The 20,540-nt window shown below is 39.8% G+C and carries 19 protein-coding genes and 1 pseudogene; 3 read left to right on the forward strand and 17 right to left on the reverse strand.

Annotated features, from left to right (window positions below; genetic code table 11):
* Positions 1 to 14 precede the first annotated feature (14 nt).
* The 4 genes from AO843_RS15800 to AO843_RS15815 all read right to left on the reverse strand — a co-directional run bounded on the left by AO843_RS15800 (position 15) and on the right by AO843_RS15815 (position 4,252).
* Positions 15 to 1,295 (reverse strand): NEAT domain-containing protein, encoded by a 1,281-nt coding sequence (locus AO843_RS15800; RefSeq protein WP_054612054.1) that lies wholly within the window; start codon positions 1,293 to 1,295, stop codon positions 15 to 17.
* 83 nt (positions 1,296 to 1,378) lie between these two features.
* Entirely contained in the window at positions 1,379 to 2,830 is a 1,452-nt protein-coding gene (locus tag AO843_RS15805) for an NEAT domain-containing protein (RefSeq protein WP_054612055.1), read from the reverse strand.
* Between the two features lies 1 nt (position 2,831).
* On the reverse strand, positions 2,832 to 3,443 hold the full coding sequence (gene isdC / locus AO843_RS15810; protein ID WP_231630172.1) for a heme uptake protein IsdC: 612 nt from the start codon (positions 3,441 to 3,443) through the stop codon (positions 2,832 to 2,834).
* A gap of 236 nt (positions 3,444 to 3,679) precedes the next feature.
* Positions 3,680 to 4,252: a manganese efflux pump gene (locus AO843_RS15815; protein WP_054612057.1), complete on the reverse strand. Its 573-nt coding sequence runs from the start codon at positions 4,250 to 4,252 to the stop codon at positions 3,680 to 3,682.
* A 242-nt stretch (positions 4,253 to 4,494) separates the two neighbouring features.
* Between AO843_RS15815 and AO843_RS15820 the strand changes: the two genes are divergently transcribed.
* Positions 4,495 to 5,364, forward strand: coding sequence for a glycine betaine ABC transporter substrate-binding protein (locus tag AO843_RS15820; protein ID WP_054612058.1), 870 nt, complete (start codon positions 4,495 to 4,497; stop codon positions 5,362 to 5,364).
* A gap of 135 nt (positions 5,365 to 5,499) precedes the next feature.
* Here AO843_RS15820 and AO843_RS25180 read toward each other — a convergent pair whose 3' ends face one another.
* The 11 genes from AO843_RS25180 to kynU form a co-directional block, all read right to left on the reverse strand.
* Complete coding sequence (locus tag AO843_RS25180; protein WP_369814426.1) at positions 5,500 to 5,823, reverse strand: thermonuclease family protein; 324 nt, start codon at positions 5,821 to 5,823, stop codon at positions 5,500 to 5,502.
* 377 nt (positions 5,824 to 6,200) lie between these two features.
* The gene (locus AO843_RS15830; protein WP_054612059.1) at positions 6,201 to 6,989 is read right to left on the reverse strand and encodes a 2-keto-4-pentenoate hydratase; all 789 of its coding nucleotides are present in this window, start codon (positions 6,987 to 6,989) and stop codon (positions 6,201 to 6,203) included.
* A gap of 2 nt (positions 6,990 to 6,991) precedes the next feature.
* Positions 6,992 to 8,020: a 4-hydroxy-2-oxovalerate aldolase gene (gene dmpG, locus AO843_RS15835; protein ID WP_054612060.1), complete on the reverse strand. Its 1,029-nt coding sequence runs from the start codon at positions 8,018 to 8,020 to the stop codon at positions 6,992 to 6,994.
* A gap of 17 nt (positions 8,021 to 8,037) precedes the next feature.
* Positions 8,038 to 8,928 carry an acetaldehyde dehydrogenase (acetylating) gene (locus AO843_RS15840; protein ID WP_054612061.1) on the reverse strand — a complete coding sequence of 297 codons (891 nt, stop codon included), beginning with the start codon at positions 8,926 to 8,928 and terminating at the stop codon, positions 8,038 to 8,040.
* A gap of 19 nt (positions 8,929 to 8,947) precedes the next feature.
* Entirely contained in the window at positions 8,948 to 9,673 is a 726-nt protein-coding gene (locus AO843_RS15845; protein ID WP_369814427.1) for a 2-keto-4-pentenoate hydratase, read from the reverse strand.
* 126 nt (positions 9,674 to 9,799) lie between these two features.
* Positions 9,800 to 11,269, reverse strand: a complete 1,470-nt coding sequence (locus AO843_RS15850; RefSeq protein WP_369814425.1) for an aldehyde dehydrogenase — start codon at positions 11,267 to 11,269, stop codon at positions 9,800 to 9,802.
* Positions 11,270 to 11,280: 11 nt separating this feature from the next.
* Positions 11,281 to 11,727: a RidA family protein gene (locus tag AO843_RS15855; RefSeq protein WP_054612063.1), complete on the reverse strand. Its 447-nt coding sequence runs from the start codon at positions 11,725 to 11,727 to the stop codon at positions 11,281 to 11,283.
* Complete coding sequence (locus AO843_RS15860; protein ID WP_054612074.1) at positions 11,724 to 12,734, reverse strand: amidohydrolase family protein; 1,011 nt, start codon at positions 12,732 to 12,734, stop codon at positions 11,724 to 11,726. The genes AO843_RS15855 and AO843_RS15860 overlap by 4 nt, the downstream gene beginning before the upstream one ends.
* A complete protein-coding gene (locus tag AO843_RS15865; protein ID WP_054612064.1) occupies positions 12,731 to 13,258 on the reverse strand; it encodes a 3-hydroxyanthranilate 3,4-dioxygenase in 528 nt (175 codons plus the stop codon). Before AO843_RS15865 ends, AO843_RS15860 begins: the two co-directional genes overlap by 4 nt.
* A gap of 102 nt (positions 13,259 to 13,360) precedes the next feature.
* Complete coding sequence (locus tag AO843_RS15870; RefSeq protein WP_054612065.1) at positions 13,361 to 14,794, reverse strand: amino acid permease; 1,434 nt, start codon at positions 14,792 to 14,794, stop codon at positions 13,361 to 13,363.
* A gap of 26 nt (positions 14,795 to 14,820) precedes the next feature.
* On the reverse strand, positions 14,821 to 16,107 hold the full coding sequence (gene kynU, locus AO843_RS15875; protein ID WP_054612066.1) for a kynureninase: 1,287 nt from the start codon (positions 16,105 to 16,107) through the stop codon (positions 14,821 to 14,823).
* 185 nt (positions 16,108 to 16,292) lie between these two features.
* Between kynU and AO843_RS15880 the strand changes: the two genes are divergently transcribed.
* Entirely contained in the window at positions 16,293 to 16,910 is a 618-nt protein-coding gene (locus AO843_RS15880; protein WP_054612067.1) for a TetR/AcrR family transcriptional regulator, read from the forward strand.
* 54 nt (positions 16,911 to 16,964) lie between these two features.
* Here the strand turns inward: AO843_RS15880 and AO843_RS24875 are convergent, their stop codons facing one another.
* Both AO843_RS24875 and AO843_RS15890 read right to left on the reverse strand, forming a co-directional pair.
* Positions 16,965 to 17,198, reverse strand: coding sequence for an integrase core domain-containing protein (locus tag AO843_RS24875; protein WP_255350381.1), 234 nt, complete (start codon positions 17,196 to 17,198; stop codon positions 16,965 to 16,967).
* A gap of 21 nt (positions 17,199 to 17,219) precedes the next feature.
* A pseudogene (locus tag AO843_RS15890) lies at positions 17,220 to 17,680 on the reverse strand (DDE-type integrase/transposase/recombinase); the annotation flags it as partial.
* Positions 17,681 to 17,834: 154 nt separating this feature from the next.
* Between AO843_RS15890 and AO843_RS15895 the strand changes: the two are divergent.
* Positions 17,835 to 19,631, forward strand: coding sequence for an LVIVD repeat-containing protein (locus AO843_RS15895; protein ID WP_054612070.1), 1,797 nt, complete (start codon positions 17,835 to 17,837; stop codon positions 19,629 to 19,631).
* The last annotated feature ends 909 nt before the right edge of the window (positions 19,632 to 20,540 follow it).

The following is a 20,540-nucleotide window of genomic DNA, read 5'->3' on the forward strand; positions in this document are numbered from 1 at the left end:
GTGTCATCTCCCACTTATTTCTGCTCAGTCCGCTCATTTTCGCCTTTTCTAATCCGCTTCATAAGTAACCAGCCTGATACAAGACAAATAACGATCAGCACAATAATTTTTACTATGTTTAATGGTTCAATTTGCTGATCTGTAGTCGATTTTTTCACTACTATTTTGTCCGTAGTTTCCTCTTTCGTCTTTTCGTCCTCTGATGCGTCTTCTAATACTTCGTCAGTAGGTTCATCAAGTGTACGATCAAATGCCAATTTTTCTTCTTTAGGTATAAGCAAAGAAGACTGAATTGCTGGTAATGTCTGTGTGGCTAAGCTAGTTACCTTCTCATTAATCGTTTCTACTGCTGGCTTTTGCACCCGCTCCTCAACCAATTCCGCTGACTTGTCACTTACTACTTGCTCAGTAACTTCTTCGTTCATGGGTTTATGTAAAACCGATGCAACTTGCTTTTGATTGAATGCTAACTGAACAAAATATTGATGATGATAAGAAATGTCAGGAATATCGATTTTCACCCACATTCGTAATGGTTGTGCTAAATCTTCAACCTCAAATTCTACAATTCGTACATTATCTAAAAGTGAAACTTGCTTAGGTTCAACCTGCTCCCCTTTATAATCTACCTTTAGCCCTGTAACCCAAGCTGATTGTAAAATCGTTATTTGTGCATAGTACTTACCCTCTTTTTCAATCACCTTTGCTACCGGATTCACATAGCTATTCATAATAGAAGGTTCATTTTTACCATCCGCTAACAATACATAGTCCAATGCCCATTCTTGGCCGGTTGTTCCTTCTGCAACCAATTTTTCAGCTTCTTCTGTATTAATTTCTCCTTGAGGTACAGCAGGTGTAAGTGTTGACATCTCCATTTGTAGCTCTTGAATAAACGAAAAATACGGTTCTTCAGATACAAGCTCTATATTGCCCTTTATAACAAGTGGATCTTGTAATGAGAAAACATCAAACTGAACTAAATTTTCTATTTTATCTTGAGTCAAAGAAATCTTATTGCCAAGCTGTTCGATATGTATGTCGTGTACAGAATTTGGCTGTTCAAGTGCCAAAGTTAATTGGTACTGCCCATCCTTAACGGTGAGCGTTGCTATGTGTTTAAAAAGATTTTCTTCAAAGCCCTCAATAGGAGAAAAACTTAGTTCAACTTGATAACTACCATCTACTATGACAAGGTCCTCAGCTTTTGCTTGTAGAAAAATGGATGGAGGGAAAACGAGCAGTAAAACTGCCAAAACAGCCGATATGCAAATGTGCTTTTTTAAGATTGTCATTGCATAGTATCCTCCCGTTTTAAAAACACAGGAACTTCCTCTCTCATAAAATAGGAGAAAGGAAGTTGCTGTAAAGATTCTTATTATTTATTCATGTATTGCAATGAGCCATTAAGAATTTTCGCCATATGCGAACGTTTTAACGGACTATTTGCATCAATAACTGTTTTGCCATCTGCAGTTGGAGAACCAGTCATTACTTTACCTGCATACAGCAGTGCAAAGGCTTTTTTTGCTTCATCATCTTTCACTTTTGCCCCGTCAGCATAATAGGAAAGACTTGAATCACCAATGTTCATTTCTTGTCCAGCTGCATGTGTTACTGCACGGTAAATCATCACCGCTGCCTGTTGACGAGTAAGTGTGTCATTTGGATTAAAGTTTGCTGCTTTTTTCACAATCCCTGCTTCAGCTAATGCATTAATAGCTTGAACAGCTTCTACGCTAAGCTTACCTGTATCTTTAAATCCAGCATCTTTTGTTGAAGATACGTTTAACGCACGTGCCACCATTAAGGCAAACTGAGAACGCGTGATATTGTCATTTGGTTTAAAGGAATCTTGACCTTTAACGATTCCTAAACTGTAAAGTGATAGGATTGCATCTTTATTTGCATCTTTACTAATATCTTTGAACGGATTTTCTTTACTAGTATTATCAACTGGATCTTTGCCAGGTTTCACAGCACCTTCCACAGCGAAGCTAAATTGTACTTTATGATTCGAATCATATTTCACACCTTGTGCTGGTTCATTGACTACGATGTGTAATTGAGCATTTACAAGCTTCTTTAAATCCGCTACTTCAAATGAATACGTGCGAACATTCGACGTATCATCTTGTTTCACTAAAGCGGCTTCTTTCCCTTCTACAGTGAAGCCTTTAACGTATTGACCTTGAGGGAATGTCATTGTCACAACATTTTTACCGTCTTTTGCAGAAATCCCTACTTTTGGCGCAATATATTGTTTCATAATCGATTCTTCTGTTGTACCATCTTTGTAAACAGTGACAGCTACTTCATTCACTTTCACTTCTTCTTTTACTTCTTTCACTGCTTTTAAATCAAAGTCATACCATTTATCCATATTTGCGGAAGGAACGACTACATGGATTTTTGCTGATTTAACTTCATCAACAACAACAGGGAAACTGTATGTAATTGTACCATCGCTATTTTTTACTTCTGTTGCATCCACAAACGCATCGCCTTGTTTAGTTTGTAGACCTGCAATCATTGGTGCAGATTTAGCTGTAATCGTTAATTTAGCTTCAAATTTACCGTCTTTTTCAACGATTGATCCTTGTGGTACTAAATGAGAACTAATTGCAGGCTGTGCTTCTGTAGTACCAGTTTTAAAGATTTGGAAATTAATTACTGCGTCCGTTTTATCAGCTTTCGTTGTTTCTGCTTTCACTTCTGTATTTGTTGTTACTACTTCTGCCGCAGATGCAAAGGATGGAGCTGCAAGTGATGCTGCTAACAATGAAGCTAGTACTATTTTAGTTGTGCGTGATTGACGTTTTTTAGCCATTTTATTGACCCTCCGTTTTTGTTTGTAGTTTTTTTCTATAAAGTAAAAATGCTGACCCTATTAATGCAACGATGAGTAGATAAGGTGTTGCATCACCTGTTTGTGGATTCGGCACTTGACTTTCTGTTGTAGATGCTGAAGTTGGTTTTGATTCACTGGAAACTGTTTGTTGAGTTGAAGCAGTTGAACTAGCAATTGAAGTGGCATCAAATACAAGTGATACACTGTATTCATGGTGATAATTAATATCATCAATATCAATTTTCATAGCTGTTACTACAGGTTTTGATAAGTCTTTAACTGTAAATTGTACTGTTCGTGTATCCGCTGATTGATCTTCATTTACTACAGTTGCCCCACCTGGTGGTTGAAATTTCGTAATCCATGCACTGTTTTTTAATGTAATTTGTACAATTGCAGTGCCATTTTTCACCGTGACACTTGCTGGTTTTACAAAATAATCGTTGGCAATAGATGCCGAATTACTATCAGGTTTATTGACCTGATATTTTATCGAATGAGTGCCATCAGCCAGTTGAGCAGATGCTTGTGTTAACCCGAAGTTAACGACAAAAATACTAACAAGCATGATCAACATGAGCATTTTCTTCATGTGTTGCACGCCTCCCTTAGTCATAATAAAACATCATAATTGATAAAATCCTCTCCACGAAAGCACTTTCATGTAAACGAAAATAATTCTCAATTACGATTCTACTCCCAAGAATAATCGTTACTGCCAGTCAATGTCAATAACTAATCCAAATTCGACCTCAATATGTCAAATTTTCCTCCTAATAAAAAGAATATCACCATAATTTGGTGATATTCCTATTCCAACCTATCATTTTATTGAGCAAAAATCTCAAAGACTCCAATCAATAATAATAGCCATCCTGAAATCGCTGTTGAATGCCTACCAATAAATGTTTTTGAGAGCAATGAGCCACAATGACTACCTACCCCCACTGTAACAAATGAAAAGACACCGATGGAAATTACTGTCCAGATAGCAGATATCCCATTTGCTCCAATGGCAATACCTCCTGCTAAACAGTTAGCTGATAATACAAAGCCAAGTGCCATTGCCTCTCGCGTTGAAATTACTAAGTTTTTATCTTCATCAAATAGCTCAGGGTTACCTGCTATCCGTTGATTAGATAAATTATTGGACATAAGCGTCCATATACCAATAACACACAATAGTAAACTTCCTAATAAATTGGCAGTATGCGGTGAAATATACTCAACAACAGTGCTGCCAGCTGTTACTGCAACATATGTGACAATCATTGACATGCCAGCTATTACTGCATTCGATAAAATCGGAATTTTAACTTGCTTGACACCATAAGCTAGGCCAATCCCCAAATTATCTAGATTCGCAGCGATTCCTATTAGAATAATAGTAATCCAATGCATACTAAGCCTCCTCAAAACCCAGTCTCCATTTTCACCTATCATATGTTGTCTGTAGAAAAATTTATGGGCATCCCGAAACCATGTTCGTAACCTTTTCAATCATTAATTCTCACCTTTTTCACTTGTGTTGCACCAATCATCAATTTGACAAAAGTAACAACTTGTATATAAACTTAAGTTGTTACTTGTTAATATTTTTTAATTTTCACAAGGATATAAGCAATTATTGAAAGGGGACTTTTATGAAATATCTAAGAGTTTGGAAGATAGGATTTGCTTTATCCTGTCTCCTAATATTAGCTGCATGTGGTTCAGCAGATGCAGGTACTAATGATAAAAAAGAAATTAACTTGGCTTATGTTGAATGGGATACTGAAGTTGCCTCTACCCATGTAGTGGGACAAGTATTAGAGGATTTAGGATATGATGTGACACTAACACCATTAGACAACGGCATCATGTGGGAGGCACTTGCAAACGGAGAGGTTGATGGTATGGTATCTGCCTGGTTACCACAAACACATGCCCCGCAAGTAGAGAAATACAAAGATAAAATTGAGAATTTAGGGGAAAACCTAACTGGTGCAAAAATTGGCTTAGTCGTTCCAAGCTATATGAATGTAGATTCTATTGAAAACCTAACAAACCAGGCCAATAAAACAATTACAGGCATTGAACCAGGGGCCAATATGATGGCTACAACAGAAAATGCCTATAAGGAATATAACAATCTAGAAGACTGGAATGTATTGACCTCTTCGGCAGGTGCAATGACAGCTGCCCTTAGTCAAGCCATTTCTAATAATGAAGAAATCATCATCACAGGCTGGTCGCCTCACTGGATCTTTAATGCCTACGACTTAAAATATTTAGATGACCCAAAAGGTTTATATGGTACGGAAGAATATATTGGCACATTCGCTCGTAATGGCTTGAAAGAAGATGCTCCCGATGCCTATAGTGTCCTAGATCGTTTCCATTGGACTGCCGAAGATATAGAAAGTGTGATGTTTGATATTATGGAAGGTATGAGTGCCACAGATGCTGCAAAAAAGTGGATTGACAACAATCAAGTTAAAGTAGACAAATGGACAAGAGATGTAGAGGCATAAAAAAGGAAAAAATCCATTTACTAATCACTAGTAAATGGATTTTTAATTTTAGTGAACTACTTCTGGGTGGAAACCATCCTTTTGAAAGTAATCATCATTTGACCAAATATTTAATTTTGCATCCTGTGCTTTTTGCTAAATATCTCTAAATGCATCTTCAAATGTATTGTTTGGTTTATGAATATAACGTACAATTGCAAGACCTTCCTTTAATAAGGATTCCTGCAACAATACACCATCTACAAAGACATAGGCTAGAAGACGATCATATTTATCTGTTTCTGGACCAACATCAAAGACCGCTTCAACTTTTTTAGCCTCCGTCAATAAATTAATCGTGTATTCTTTTGCTTGTTCAGCATATGGCTGGGCGCCACCTTTGTTATAATTCATTTCTGGTGTATCTACCATGAGCAGACGAATTTTTCGTTTCTCCCCGTTAATTGTCGGCTGAAAAATGAACCGTCCTTCTCATAGTTAAAGAGACGGTTCATTTCTTGATTGCTATGCTTGACACTCATTATCTTTATTTCTTTTTAATAGACGGGAAAATACTACTAATAATTGCGCCTATAACAATGAAAAATATGACGATAATGAAAATTGGAAAAATAGAATCCCCATTCAACATATGTACACTCCCTTTGTGCTGTGCCACTCTTTTCTTACATCTTCTATTCTAGTATAAGGATGCACCTATTAATTGCTACCTTTCTGCCTTTCATAAACCGTTAAAAGAGCATCTGGAAATAAAACTCCATTTCCAGATGCTCTCATTTAAAGTAAAGGAGGTTGCAATCGTCTTTTCACAATTGAGAAGAAAAAAGCACTGTCCTTTAATTACAAGATAATGTCACACTGCCAAGCACATCGAAATCTGCTACAACTGTATCCCCTGGCTGAAAAGAAATCGCCTCAGACATCGCACCACTTAAAATAATATCGCCTTTTTTAAAGCCTTTTCCTACCTTGGCTAATTCTTTCACTGCCCACACAATGGCAGTAGCAGGATGTCCTAATACAGCAGCGCTTGAGCCTGTTTGCTCCACAGCGCTGTTTTTACTTAGTACCATGCCGATTTGCCCCAAATCAAGCATGTGAGGAGAAACCCACTTACTACCAACAATAAATTTCGCCGAGGAACAATTATCTGCGATAACATCTGCTAATGTAAAGCGAAAATCTTTATAACGGCTATCTATTACTTCAAGGGCAGGTGCGACGTATTTCGTTGCCTTTACAACATCCGCCTCTGTAACCGCCTCCCCCACCAAGTCCTCACCTAAAAAAAAGGCAATCTCAGGCTCAACTTTCGGATGAATGAGTTGTGAAAATTCAATTGCTTCCCATTCTAGTGCGAGCATATCACTATGTAAATAGCCATAAATCGCTTCATTGACTCCCATCATCTGCTGCTTTGCTTTACTCGTTAAACCTAGCTTCACGCCTACTTGCTTCGTGCCATTCTCCTCTAGCTTGCGCGCTAGTAAAGCATCCTGTATACGATAAGCCTCCTGTATCGTCAACTGGGGGTAGTCGTCTGTCAGCTTGATGACTTCCTTTACATCACGCTCTGCCTCATATAAATAATCAACCATTTTTTGCTGATTTATTTGTACCGTCATTTTTACACCTCAATTTCCTTTTTTTTTGCGAGCTCAGCAGCGACATCGATAATCATATCCTCCTGACCACCTACTACTTTTTGTTTACCTAATTCGATAAGTATATCGCGTGGATCAAGACCAAATTTCTTCCCCGCACGCTCTGCATGAAGCAGGAAGCTTGAGTACACCCCTGCATACCCTAACACTAAGCTCCCCTTTCGAATTTCCTGCGAGCCTGGCAAGAGAGGACCTACAATATTTTCTGCGACATCCATCATTTTATATAAATCAATACTTACATCTATTCCCATGCGGTCTAGCACAGCTAATAGCACTTCTGTCTGAGTATTCCCTGCACCTGCTCCTAAACAGCGCACACTCCCGTCAATACGTGTCGCTCCTTCCTCTATAGCAACGACCGTGTTCGCCACTGCCATAGATAAATTGTTATGAGCGTGGAATCCTACTTCTATTTGCAACGATTGTCGTAAAGCGCGCACACGCTCACGCACCTCATGCGGCAGCAATGCGCCAGCAGAATCTGTTATATAGACCGCTTCAGCACCGTAGCTTTCCATGTTCTTCGCTTGCTCCACTAACTTTTCCACAGGTGCAGAATGAGCCATCATTAAAAAACCTACTGTCTCCATCCCTAGCTCGCGTGCCTTGCTCATATGTTGAGCTGACACATCCGCCTCTGTTACATGTGTAGCAACACGCACTAAGCGAGCACCTAAGTCATTTGCCTGCTTCAATTCGTGTACAGTACCAATCCCTGGTATTAACAGCACAGCAACTTTTGACTTGGCACATGCAGCAACAGCTGCTTCAATGAGCTTCATCTCATTAACGAGCGATTTGCCATACTGAAAAGTGGAGCCTCCAAGGCCATCTCCGTGACTTACTTCTATATAATGCATGCCTGCATCATCTAACCCTCTCACAACATCTCGTACTTGCTGCTCTGTAAATTGATGTGCCACGACATGACTGCCATCTCGGAGGCACACTTCTGTCAATCGAATTGGTTTATTAACTTGCGAATTCATGTATTCTGCCCCCTTTCTTAATGCGTCTCTAATGTCGTTCTATCTAACATGGCCCGCGCAAAATCTTCCGCAACACGTGTCGCAGCAGCTGTCATAATATCCAAATTCCCTGCATATGGAGGGAAATAATCTCCAGCACCTTCTACTTCTATAAAGATTGTTACACGGTTGCCATCAAATAATGGCTCCTGTCTTAGACGATAGCCTGGCACATATGCCTTTACTTTCTCTACCATTGTATAAATAGAGTCGCGAATTTCCTCTTCTTTCATATTTTTCACTTCACAATAAATAGTGTCTCGCATAAGGATAGGTGGGTCTGCCGGATTTAAAATAATGAGCGCTTTTCCAGTATTTGCTCCACCTACTTCTTCGATTCCACGGCGCGTCGTAATCGTAAACTCGTCAATATTTCCCCTTGTCCCTGGACCTGCACTTAAGCTTGAAATAGTCGCCACAATTTCCCCATATATAACATCTGCAACTTGGTTGACCGCATAGACGATTGGAATCGTCGCCTGGCCACCACACGTAATCATATTGACATTGTGTAAATCGAGTAAGTTTTCCGTAGTCCCCACTGCCGGACAAAAGAACGGTCCTCTTGCTGCTGGTGTTAAATCAATCGCTAAAATTCCTAGCTCCTTCAATACTTTCGCATGGCGTACGTGAGCTTTCGCTGATGTGGCGTCAAACACTATAGCCGCCATGTTAGGATTGGCAACGATAGCTTCGATGCCATTTGAATATGTCGCATACCCTTTCTCTGCTGCACGCTTCAAACCTTCTGATTGTGAATCTATCCCAATCATCGCCACAACTTCAATCACTTCACTGCGCTCTAATTTATAAAGCAAATCAGTGCCTATGTTTCCTGTGCCTAGTATAGCTGCTTTGATTTTGCCCATATCCTTCTCTCCTTTCACATTATTCAAAGTGAACCGTTACTGTACCGATGCCCCCAAATTTTGCTTCAATACTATCTCCAGCATTTACTGCAACTGCCGCAGATAAAGCGCCAGGTAAAATAAGCTCGCCCTTTTTAAGTGTAATGCCAAACTCATGTAATTTATTTGCCAACCAAGCAATAGCGTGTGCCGGGTTTCCCAGTGCAGCAGCCCCTGCCCCTGTCGCGAGTAGCTCCCCATTTTTGTAAAGTGCCATACTTGCTGTCCGTAAATCAACTTCATTTACCTTCGTCTTTTCATGCCCGACGATGACCTTTGCAGACGAGCCATTATCAGCTACTGTATCAATTAATTTAATGCGCCAATCCTCTACTCTGCTATCAATTACTTCAATTGTCGGCACGATATAGTCAGTAGCCATCATGACATCGAGAAAGGTTACATTCGGTCCTACTAAATCCTCTCCTAGTACGAAACCAATTTCCGCCTCAATTTTTGGGGAGAGCATGCTAGTAACTTTTACAATAGCTTCATTTCCAAACACCATATCATCTAATAAATGACCATAATCTGGCTCGTCTACATGGAGCATTTTTTGCATAGCTACGCTTGTTAAACCAACCTTTTTACCAACTACGTGTCGACCTTCGTCCAGCTTCATTTTTACTGTTTCAAGCTGTATTTCATAAGCATCCTTTATGCTTAAGCTTGCATCCAACTCTGTTAAAGGAACTATGCTTTGCATTGTTTTTTCAGCTGTCAGTAATTGTGTGGCATATTGTTTAATTTTCTCTGACACCACCATTCACTCTCCTTAGTAAAACAAACAAAAGGCGGTTGCTATACCAACTTTTGTTTGTTTATTCATTCCTTATTTTTTTACGGTAATTGTTTTTGTTTCACTATAGAACTCAAAGCTATGACGACCGCCTTCGCGCCCAATACCACTAGCTTTAGCTCCACCAAATGGGGTTCTTAAATCCCGCACATACCAGCAATTCACCCATAATAAGCCCGCATGAATTTGGGCTGTCACACGCTGTCCTCTCCGTAAATCATTCGTCCATACTACCCCTGCTAATCCATAAATAGAATCGTTCGCTATCTGAATAGCTTCTTCTTCTGTTTTAAATGGAATAATGACAGGGACAGGACCAAATATTTCCTCTTGAGCAACGCGCATATGATTATTGACATCGTACAAAACAGTCGGCTCATAGAAGTTCCCTTCAGGTAGTGAAGCGACAGCCTTACCGCCGTAAGCTAGTTTCGCCCCTTCAGCTAGACCAATTTTCACATACTCATCTACGAGCTTTAAATGCCCCTTAGAAACTAAAGCACCCATATCTGTTGTCATATCGAGGGGGTTTCCGACTTTAATTTGTTTCACAGCTGCCACGAATTTATCTAAAAAATGATCATAAATACTTTCCTGCACTAAAATCCGGGAGCCTGCTAAGCAAATTTCTCCTTGATTGCGATAAATGGCTTCGATTGATCCTGCTACTGCTTCTTCTAAATCAGCATCTTCAAACACAATATTAGCTGATTTCCCACCAAGCTCTAACGAAACTGGGATTAAATTTTGAGCAGCATTACGCATAACCGTTTTTCCTGTATTTGATTCACCCACGAAGGAGATTCTCCTCACAGCAGGGTTTGTCGCCATTTCTGTTCCTACAATACCACCTGGACCTGTCAAAATATTTAGCACACCTGGAGGTAATCCCGCCTCATTCGCTATTTCTCCAAGCATGATGGCACTTAGCGGTGTATAAGAAGCAGGCTTGATTACAACGGTATTACCTACAGCAAGAGCAGCAGATGCCTTCCACGTCATTTGCATAAACGGCAAGTTCCACGGAATAATTAAGCTTGTCACACCGACTGGGGCATATTGCACATATGAAAAATGCTTGCTTTGATCATAATGCTCGTGCGTCATATATTTCGCCATCTCAGCGAAGAAACGGAAGTTAGCAGCCGCACGCGGAATATCAAATTCAAGACTCTCCCGTATTGGCTTACCTACGTCTAACGTTTCGACATAGGCAAGTTTTTCAACATTCTTCATTATTAAATCAGCCATTTTGCATAAAATCTGCGAGCGTTCCTCAACAGGCATCTTGCTCCATACACCACTAGCAAATGTTTTATGTGCAACTTCTATTGCGCGCTTTGCATCCTCTTGTCCGCCATTTGCTACTGATGCTAATATTTCATTTGTAACGGGATTAATCGTATCGAAAGTTTCACCTGATAAGGCGTCTACATAATGGCCACCAATGAATAGTTTGGCATCTTTTAAATATTTTTCTTCGATTACTTTTTCATTAATCAATACCACTCCTCCTATTCTTCGATTTCAATAATCATCTCTATTTCGATTGCTGTATTATTAGGTAATTGAGCCATTCCAACAGCAGAGCGCCCGTGCTTACCCTTCTCTCCGAAAACCTTCCCAATTAAATCTGAGGCTCCGTTCATTACTTTAGGCTGCTCAATGAAATCCTCCGTGCAATTTACCATCCCTAATACTTTGACAAATTGCTTCACTTTACTTAATTCGCCTATTTCATGTTTCACTACACTGAGTAGGTTTAGCATCGATTGCTGTGCTGCTAAATAGCCTTCTTCTGCCGTCAAATCTCTCCCTAGCTTACCGTGGTACTGATCCACACCCTGTCCTGCGGTAAATAAGAGATTGCCCGTCCTTACACAACCTACATAGTCTCCCCAAGCAGGACGTAAAGGTGGTAATTCAAGTCCTAACTGTGCAAGTCTTTCCTCTGGTGTCATGATTCGATCTCTTCCTTTATCTCGATATTTAAAAAGGCTAAGGCATTTCTCCCTAAAATATCCCTTCTTTGTTCTTCTGAAAGATGAAGTGTCTCATCAACTATCTTCCCCGGTGGGATTTCCCTTAATAAGAAGGGATAGTCTGAGCCCATCACAATTTTGTCTGCTCCAAATCGATCGATTAAATATTGAAGATTTAGCGGATCATAATTTAAAGAATCGAAATAGAAATTTTTCGCATAATAGCTCGGTGGTTTTCTCGTTAAGCGTAGATGCGGCCATACTTTCCACCCTTGATCTAAGCGAGGTAAAATATAAGGAAAAGAGCCGCCACCGTGTGCAAAACACACTTTAAGTTTTGGGAATTTTTCGATAACTCCGCCGTTAATAAGACTAGCAGCAGCAAGCGCAGTTTCACTTGGCATCCCTACCGTGTACATAAAATTATGACGCGGCATTCGGTCCTTCCCGAGCGTTTCCCACGGGTGAATAAATAAAGGCACTTCCCATTTCTCCGCCATTTCGAAAAATGCTGTAAAAGCTGGGTCGTCTAAATTTTTGCCGTTTACATTCGTCCCGATTTCGATGCCTTTAAGCCCTAGCTCATGTATGCAACGATCCATTTCACGAATAGCTACCTCTACATCTTGGAGTGGCACTGTGCCAAGACCGATGAATCGCTTCGGATATTGCTTCACCGTATTTGCAATAAAGTCGTTTTGAATACGAGCCATTTCCTCTGCCGCATGTGCCTCCGCCCAATAGGAAAACGTCACAGGAATCGGGGACAATACTTGTATATCCACCCCTTCAGCATCCATATCCTGTATGCGTTTTTCTGGGCTCCATACTTGGTCTGTCACTTCTCTAAACACTTGACCTGCTACCATAATATTCGCACCACATGTACATGTTTTTTCTAATGTTGGCCAGCGCTCTCCGCCAAACTTCTCCACAAAGTTAGGAATATCCTCTGGAATAATATGGGTATGGAAATCTACTCTCATTGCCATAAACTCACTTCTTCAGACATTACATGATCGCAATTTTTACATGTGCGCAGCTCTAAACTACCATTGAATTCTTCGATTGCACCTTTCACTTGTGTTTCGATATCTGTTAATTGCACCGTTTTTTTGTGCATTTGTTGATCGCAGTTTTCACAGAACCATACGAAGTCCTCTAGCTCTCCCTCTGCCCGCTTCCTTTCAACGACAAGTCCATATGTGTCGGCAATTCGATGAGGAGAGTGCGGCACATTCGCTGGTAGCATGAACACTTCCCCTTCTTTAATTGTAATCACTTCACGCTTTCCTTCATTAATTACCTCAACGAAGCAATCGCCTTTAATTTGATAAAAGAACTCATCAGATGGATCGACATGGAAATCTCGACGGCGATTAGGTCCGCCCAAAATCATACAAATAAACTCCGAATCCTCCCATAGCACTTTATTGTTAACAGGTGGCTTTAAAGAACCCTTATTTTCTTCGATCCATTTTAATAGATTAAATGCTTGTAATTTTGCCATACGAAATCCACTCCTCCAAAATTTTATATTTTTGTTTTTTTTATGGATTTTAATACCATGTTGAAATCGCTTACCGACTTCAATTACCATGATTGCCTACAGCTAAATAATCCCGCTTCCTGAGCTCTCTGTGGTATCTTCTACAATAACCGAAGATTTCGTGTTCGCCTTCTTCCATAAGAAGTAACAAACTGTAATAAAGATTAACCAAGGGAATCCGAGTGTTAATGTGGCTTTAAAGTCTGGTGAGAACCATGTTGATAGTACAACAGACGTTAACAGGACTGCACCGAAAATTGTTAAGTACGGATAACCAATCATTCTTACTGGTAATTTTCGCCCGTTCGTTTCATTCCATTTTTTACGGAAGAACAGGTGTGTAATAAAAATCATAAACCAAGCAAACATCGCACCAAAGCTAGAAAGCGAAATCATCGTTGCAAAAGCCGCATCCGGTCTTACAACTGTAAAAATTGTCGCGATGGCGATACCGATAACAGAAGCAAATAATGCAACTGAAGGTACGTTTTTACTATTTAATTTACCTAATACTTTCGGCGCGTAGCCACCTCTTGATAAAGAAAACATCATACGTGTAGAAATATATAATTGACTATTCATCGCAGAAAGCGCTGCTACAAGTACGACGAAATTCATAATAGCTGCTGCTCCTGGGATATTCATAATTTCCATTACTTTTACGAATGGACTTTTATCGATTCCTGCCATCCCCCATGGCACAATCATCAGCATTAAAGATAGCGTTAATAAGTAAAACAGCACAAGTCGAACAACGGCTGAACGAAGCGCGATCGGCACTGCTTTTTCCGGATCCTTTGCTTCACCAGCACTAACAGCAATCATTTCAATACTTAAATAACTGAACAACGATACAAATATAGCAATCCACATTCCCCATACCCCATTAGGGAAGAAACCACCGTCATTTGTATAATTTTGAGTACCAATAGCTGCGCCACTATCCGCGCCAACAATGACATATACTGCTAGAATAATAAATCCAACAATCGCAGCTACTTTAATGAGTGAAAACCAATATTCAACAGCACCAAATAATTTGACCGTTGTTGCGTTCACATACATAAGCACTGCTGCAAACAAGATTATCCAAACGATGGCAGGCACGGTCGGAAACCAATACTTCATATAAACGGCTACAGCTGTAACCTCCGTCCCGATTGCACATACTAAACTAAACCAATACGAATAGCGTACCGAAAAGCCAGCCCATGGATTAATATACTTCTCTGCATAAGCACCAAACGACCCTGTCACTGGATGAGCTACAGTCATTTCTGCTAAGCAGCCCATGAGTAATAATGCAATTAATGCACCGATTGCATAGCTAATAATGACACTCGGTCCTGCCAAGCCAATCGCCAAGCCACTCCCTAAAAATAACCCGGTCCCGATTGCTCCCCCAATGGCAATCATCGTCAGCTGGCGTGTTGTTAAGCTCTGACTTAATCCCTTTTCTCTTTCAACGATATCTTGCAAACGATTGTCTTGTGACATACATTTTCCCCCTTTGATATTGTCGTTTAAGATACTACATTTCTTTCCTTCCCATACTTTTCATATTGCTTTTCTGTCACGATTGCCTTTAATATTTCGACGGTTTCCCACACCTCCTCGAATGACGTATAAAAGGCGATTGGTGCGAGACGAATAATGTTAGGCGGTCTAAAGTCTGGAATGACGCCCTTATCAACTAAAGCTTTGCAAATTCGAATCGCCTCATCATGCTCTAAGCAAACATGCCCCCCTCGTCTATCATCTTCATTTGGATTGCCAATTGAAAAGCCAAGCTCAGTTAGCTCTTGCTCGATTAAGTCCATCATATAACGTGTAAGCTTTAATGATTTTTGACGAATATTTTCGATACCAGCCTCCGCAAACATTTCTAATGAGCCGATAATAGGGGCTAAGCTCAGCACGTGCGGTGTACCCATTTGAAATGCCCCTGCAGATTCTTCCACATCTAATGTATGTGCCATATCAAACTGTTTATCTTTTTTGGAGCTGTACCAGCCAGCTAAGCCAGGATGAATGCCGAAATGTTTTTCATTCACATACAAGCCAGCGACTGAACCAGGACCACCGTTGAGATACTTATAGTTACACCATATAGCAAAATCAACATTCCACTCACTGAAGTAATGCGGAATTGCCCCAATGGAATGACAAGCATCAAAGCCAATGCAAATGCCTCTCGCGTGTGCTTCGGCAGTTAAGCGTTTTATATCTAGTAGCTGACCACTTCTGTAAAGGACAGTTGGCAGCAATATGAGCGCTATCTCATCTGTCATCGCTGCGATAATATCCTCTTCTAAAATTAGCTTGCCATCACGACTTTTCACACGTACTAAATGCTCATCTGGATCATAGCCTTTTAACTTTATTTGACTCTGTAGCGCATAAATATCTGATGGGAATGTTAATTCATCCGCTAAAATTTTTGTTCGTCGCCCTTCTGGTTTATAAAATGTTGCGACAGCTTGATGAATATTGGAAGTCGTAGAACCAGCAATAATGACTTCGTTTTTCTCAGCTCCGATTAGCGGTGCACACATTTCACCGAGCTTCTCTGAAATGAAAAACCATGGATACTTACCAGTTGTCCACCCTTTAATCCCGTATGCTTTCCACGATTCCATTAATTCACTGACATTTCCCTCAGCTCTTTTGGACATTAAGCCTAAGGAATTGCCATCCATGTAAATAACACCTGATTGTAAATAAAATTCATCGCGGTATGATCGAAATGAATCATTCGCATCATATTGTTTTGCATGCTCTTTTTTGTAAACGCTTTCTCTAGTTCCCAAATTTCTCTCCTCCGTTTTTTAAATTTTCTGAATATGTTCACAGTCTAAAATAAAGTTGACATAGTGTCAATATTATTTTTACCAAATTTTCCAACGTTATTTGTAAAAATATTTCGAATGGGCTATGATTAAATGAAATAAATCATTGGATTATCAAGAACAAGTCATATCTTGGAGGTCATTTAATGAGTGAAGAAACGAAGCAAGTCGACGGAAGAAATATGCGCTCTATCGCAACGAAACAAAAATTATTGGATGCCGCGCGAGACTTATTCTATGAATTTGGCTTTAAAAAGACTACTATTTCTCAAATGATTAAGAGAGCAGAAACTGGTTATGGGACGGCTTATGCACACTTCAAAGGAAAAGACGAGATTTTAATCGCACTCATGGAAACGGTCATGCAGGAATTTCTTGATATGGCCCACACACCTTTCCTACCTACTAGCAAAGAAGAAGCAAAAGAGCTTGTCCTGAATCAAGTCACTGCTTTTTTAACGATGGCAAAATCCAATAAAGATATTATGAAAGTATTCGCAGAAGCGATTAGCCTTTCACCTGCCGTGAATGAAAAGTGGGATGACATCCGAAAAACGAACATTCATTTTATTACCCGCGATATTACATATGCGCAGAGTCAAGGCTTAGTACGGTCAGATTTAAAAATTGATATCGTCGCACGCTCATGGTTTTTAATCAATGAAAACCACCAATGGGACCTCGTGCGTGATGATACGTCCGCGTCTATTGAGGATATCGCTTGGACGATTACAACGATGTATATCGATGGGTTATACAAATAAAAAAACCAGATCAAGAACTGACCTAGTCATTTGAGACACATATAAAACACCCCATTAGGCTGCTTGCTTCCCAAATTCTAGGGGAGTTAAGTAGCCTAATTTTTCTTGTATTCGTTCCTCATTATATTCTCTCATATATTCCATTACACGTAATCTCGTCACTTCATTAGTAAAGGAATGATGCTTCACACGCTCAAATGCTTCTGTTTTAATATTCGAATGAAAGGACTCAATCACCGCATTATCCCAACAATTCCCTCTGCGTGACATACTTGCCTGACATCCCATTTCCTCCAAGAAATTCTGGTAAGCATAGGAAGTATAGACACTGCCTTGATCAGAATGGACAATCACCGCCTTTCGGGATAATTCCTCGCTTCTAAGGTCGACTTTAATACATCCATCACAAGTGGTGTCTGTTGATGGTCAAATAATTTATACGCGACAATCTCATTGTTAAATAAGTCTAAAATCGTTGCTAAATACATCGTTGTCGAGCCATATTGAATGTACGTAATATCTGTTATCCATTTTTCATTGGGCGCCGTAGCTGTAAAAGAGCGGGCTAATAAGTTAGGGGCGATCATTTCTGGTCCCTGATCAGCTTTAAACCGTCGTTTCTTTTTCACCCGACATTGAAGTCTATGTTTTTGCATTAGCTTTTGTACAGTATTACGGTTCAATTTATAACCATATTCTTTGTGTAGTAAATACTTCATTTTGCGAATTTCCAAGAGTCTAAATATTCGGAAAATAAAAGTTGACACCATGTCATATATAATTGTAGTATTTATTTAGTTCCGGAACAACTAAATTTCACAATTTTTCAGCATCAAATTATTTGTCACCTATACAATCTACATGTCTTTAGTAAAATGCTCTTACGCTTTAAAAAATTCATAGATTTCTAGGGGGATTGCGTTGATGAAAAAATTTAAGTTACATCTTTTTCTGAGTAATTTAGCTTTTACCTTTCTTATGATGGGCATTATTTTCTTCTTGTCTTTAGGCACTGCCTTAGCGAACGATGAAGCTAAAAAAGAAGAAAAGCAGGAAGCACCGCGCACAGGTCTGAACAAAAATGCACCTGATGCACCGCTGCCAAAGAAAAAGGAAGGCACAACAAAGCTTTTACCAGGTGAACCAAAAGAGCCCGCGCCTGGCAGCTGGGGCTATGATGCGAAGACAGGGATTTTCACTCACCCAGCCGCAACACCGGATAATGAAGGTCCACAACCATTTGAAGGGAGTTTGCCTTATCTAGATCAAAATCAATATACGAAAAATATGAATGTAGAAGCATTCTATCCATATGTTATTGGTTGGGGACATAGCTGGCAAGCTACATTCGATCTAGAAGGTCGTCGCTATTTATACGATCTTGAAACAGATATGTACAATGTATTCGATATTACAGATCCTAAAAATGCCAAGCGTATCGCCAATAAATTAATTGACACAGATAAGGGAGACAAACGCTTCGGTCCAATGACAGTAAAATACAATAAAAAGTTGGACAAAACAATTGCCGTTCAATGTTACGAAATACCGCGTTATGGTGTTCTATCGAATAAGTATGAATACCCTGAGCAAGTAAAGGCTATTAAAGACAAAGAAATGCTGCGTGGATTCAGCATTTTCGAAGTCACAAGCCCATTATTTTCAGAATGGAAGCTGCTATCTGAAACACCTTTAGATGCGAAAGCAAATGCAAGTGACCTTGTACAAGAAGGCTCTGGCTGTCAAGACGTACCTGTCTATGATGGTGGAGATTATTTATTTGTTGCAGGTGCATCTGATGATTCCTTCATCAATACAGAGTATAAAAGCTATTTATACTCAGGTGCACAAATGGCCTTTGATATTTCAGACCCATCTAATCCGAAACGTCTTTCAACTTGGTGGGTGCCAGGTCAACGTGTAGGCGAAGAAGCAGCCTATAACAAAAACCCCCGCGCTGGCAACAAAACAACATGGATGGGCGCTCGCATGCCGCTATTCATTCCGACACCTGTAGAAAAGGGTGGCAAGTACGGCTATGCAGCAATGGGTGGCTTTGGGTTTTATATTGTCGACATATCCGATCCGGCAAATATGAGAACGGTTTCACATATTGAGATGCCAATGAGTGTTAGCGGTACTGAAGGGGATAATATTGACGTTTCCAAAGTCGAAAGCACAGGCATTGTTTACTATAGCGGCTATCCACTTAGCGAAGATTGCCATGAGCCTTATAAGGAAATTTACGCAATCGACGTCAACAATCCGCTTAAGCCTAAAATCATTAGTACGTTAAAACGCCCGACACCACCAGAATCAGCACCATTCACAGACTTTTGCCAACGTCGCGGCAGCTTTGGACCAAAGCGTAGTGGCTATGCAACCATTAATCCAGGTGTTCCGAGCGACCAATATATTCCTTACGCCTTCTACAATGCAGGTGTCCAAATTTTTGACGTAACCAACCCAACAGAATCAACAATCGAAGCATACTTTGTGCCGAAGATGTCTGGAGAAATTCCAAATGAAGATGGCACAACTACGACAAGCGATCATTCTAATCCGGTACACGGCATTTTCGTCGAATGGGACCGAAATTTAATTTGGGCATTTTCAAACCATGGCATGTATGCCCTATCTACACCTTTACTCGGTGACCCGGTCATCGGTTTACCGAAGCCCGTAGAGGAGCAAAAACAAACGCAAAAAAGTAAAAAGTAAATTTAAAAAACCGAACGAGTATTGAAAAGTCGTTCGGTTTTTTTTAGTATTTGGCGTGCGATGTTCGGAAGTGAATTGGATTTACGTCAAGTTTTTGGACACATCTCGCTTAAGTTTTTTCTTGGGCAACATCCCGAGTGAATTGAAATAAAAAAACAGCTTGTGAATTTTAAAAATCACAAGCTACATCAAACTTTATTCTTGGTATAATTTATTCACCAAGATAATATCCAAGAGTCTATATTTAATTATCTTATCATGAACAAATGAATCAAATACTTAACCCTAGATTTACCCCTGCTCCAAGTGCAAGAGGATGTAAAGAAATACATTCGTTTTAATAACTATCAACGTTTCCAAAAGAAATTTAACAACCTGAGCCCTTTCAACATAGGACTCAGGCTGCTTAAATGTGCTTTGTTTTTACTTTCTACTTTACAGGGTTCATTTCTTCATTGAGTGGTCTTTATGAGGCCAGTATACAGGCCGTTGAAGAATCTAGTTACTTTTATAACTACCAATAATTCCCCAAACTACTCATCGCTAGCAACGATAGAATATCGACGTTAGATGGATGCTAAGTCATTTAAAAGAGTTTTCTTCATGATTATATACTTTTTCTATTTCTGTATGTAATTACATATTTTGTATAACTAATATGTAATCCCACTATTCTTATTCAATAATTGCACCCCGTTAGCGTAACAAAATACTGCCGATTGCGGAGCAATAACGATACCTATGGTTCCCAACGTTCTCGACTCAAGTAAAAAAATATTAGGTATCTCTCTTAATTCGGTTTCCTTCTCGATGGAAACATGGGTTGGAGCGATAGTTGAACATGAACGTTATCAGAAGCGTTCTACTAGTCATATTGTGAGTACAGCGCAAGCATATCATCAGCACAGC

The sequence above is a fragment of the Lysinibacillus sp. ZYM-1 genome (genome assembly GCF_001308875.1).
Lineage (GTDB): Bacteria > Bacillota > Bacilli > Bacillales_A > Planococcaceae > Lysinibacillus.

Excerpts from the sequence above, each read along its gene's own strand:
- AO843_RS15830 (WP_054612059.1), bottom strand. The coding sequence starts at position 6,989 with ATGACGGTACAAATAAATCAGCAAAAAATGGTTGATTATTTATATGAG.
- AO843_RS15880 (WP_054612067.1), top strand. The coding sequence starts at position 16,293 with ATGAGTGAAGAAACGAAGCAAGTCGACGGAAGAAATATGCGCTCTATC.
- AO843_RS15865 (WP_054612064.1), bottom strand. The coding sequence starts at position 13,258 with ATGGCAAAATTACAAGCATTTAATCTATTAAAATGGATCGAAGAAAAT.
- AO843_RS15855 (WP_054612063.1), bottom strand. The coding sequence starts at position 11,727 with ATGACACCAGAGGAAAGACTTGCACAGTTAGGACTTGAATTACCACCT.
- AO843_RS24875 (WP_255350381.1), bottom strand. The coding sequence starts at position 17,198 with ATGGGATGTCAGGCAAGTATGTCACGCAGAGGGAATTGTTGGGATAAT.
- AO843_RS15815 (WP_054612057.1), bottom strand. The coding sequence starts at position 4,252 with ATGCATTGGATTACTATTATTCTAATAGGAATCGCTGCGAATCTAGAT.
- AO843_RS15860 (WP_054612074.1), bottom strand. The coding sequence starts at position 12,734 with ATGAGAGTAGATTTCCATACCCATATTATTCCAGAGGATATTCCTAAC.
- AO843_RS15800 (WP_054612054.1), bottom strand. The coding sequence starts at position 1,295 with ATGACAATCTTAAAAAAGCACATTTGCATATCGGCTGTTTTGGCAGTT.
- AO843_RS15870 (WP_054612065.1), bottom strand. The coding sequence starts at position 14,794 with ATGTCACAAGACAATCGTTTGCAAGATATCGTTGAAAGAGAAAAGGGA.
- AO843_RS15840 (WP_054612061.1), bottom strand. The coding sequence starts at position 8,928 with ATGGGCAAAATCAAAGCAGCTATACTAGGCACAGGAAACATAGGCACT.
- AO843_RS15845 (WP_369814427.1), bottom strand. The coding sequence starts at position 9,673 with ATGCAAAGCATAGTTCCTTTAACAGAGTTGGATGCAAGCTTAAGCATA.
- AO843_RS15895 (WP_054612070.1), top strand. The coding sequence starts at position 17,835 with ATGAAAAAATTTAAGTTACATCTTTTTCTGAGTAATTTAGCTTTTACC.
- dmpG (WP_054612060.1), bottom strand. The coding sequence starts at position 8,020 with ATGAATTCGCAAGTTAATAAACCAATTCGATTGACAGAAGTGTGCCTC.
- isdC (WP_231630172.1), bottom strand. The coding sequence starts at position 3,443 with ATGAAGAAAATGCTCATGTTGATCATGCTTGTTAGTATTTTTGTCGTT.
- AO843_RS15820 (WP_054612058.1), top strand. The coding sequence starts at position 4,495 with ATGAAATATCTAAGAGTTTGGAAGATAGGATTTGCTTTATCCTGTCTC.
- AO843_RS15805 (WP_054612055.1), bottom strand. The coding sequence starts at position 2,830 with ATGGCTAAAAAACGTCAATCACGCACAACTAAAATAGTACTAGCTTCA.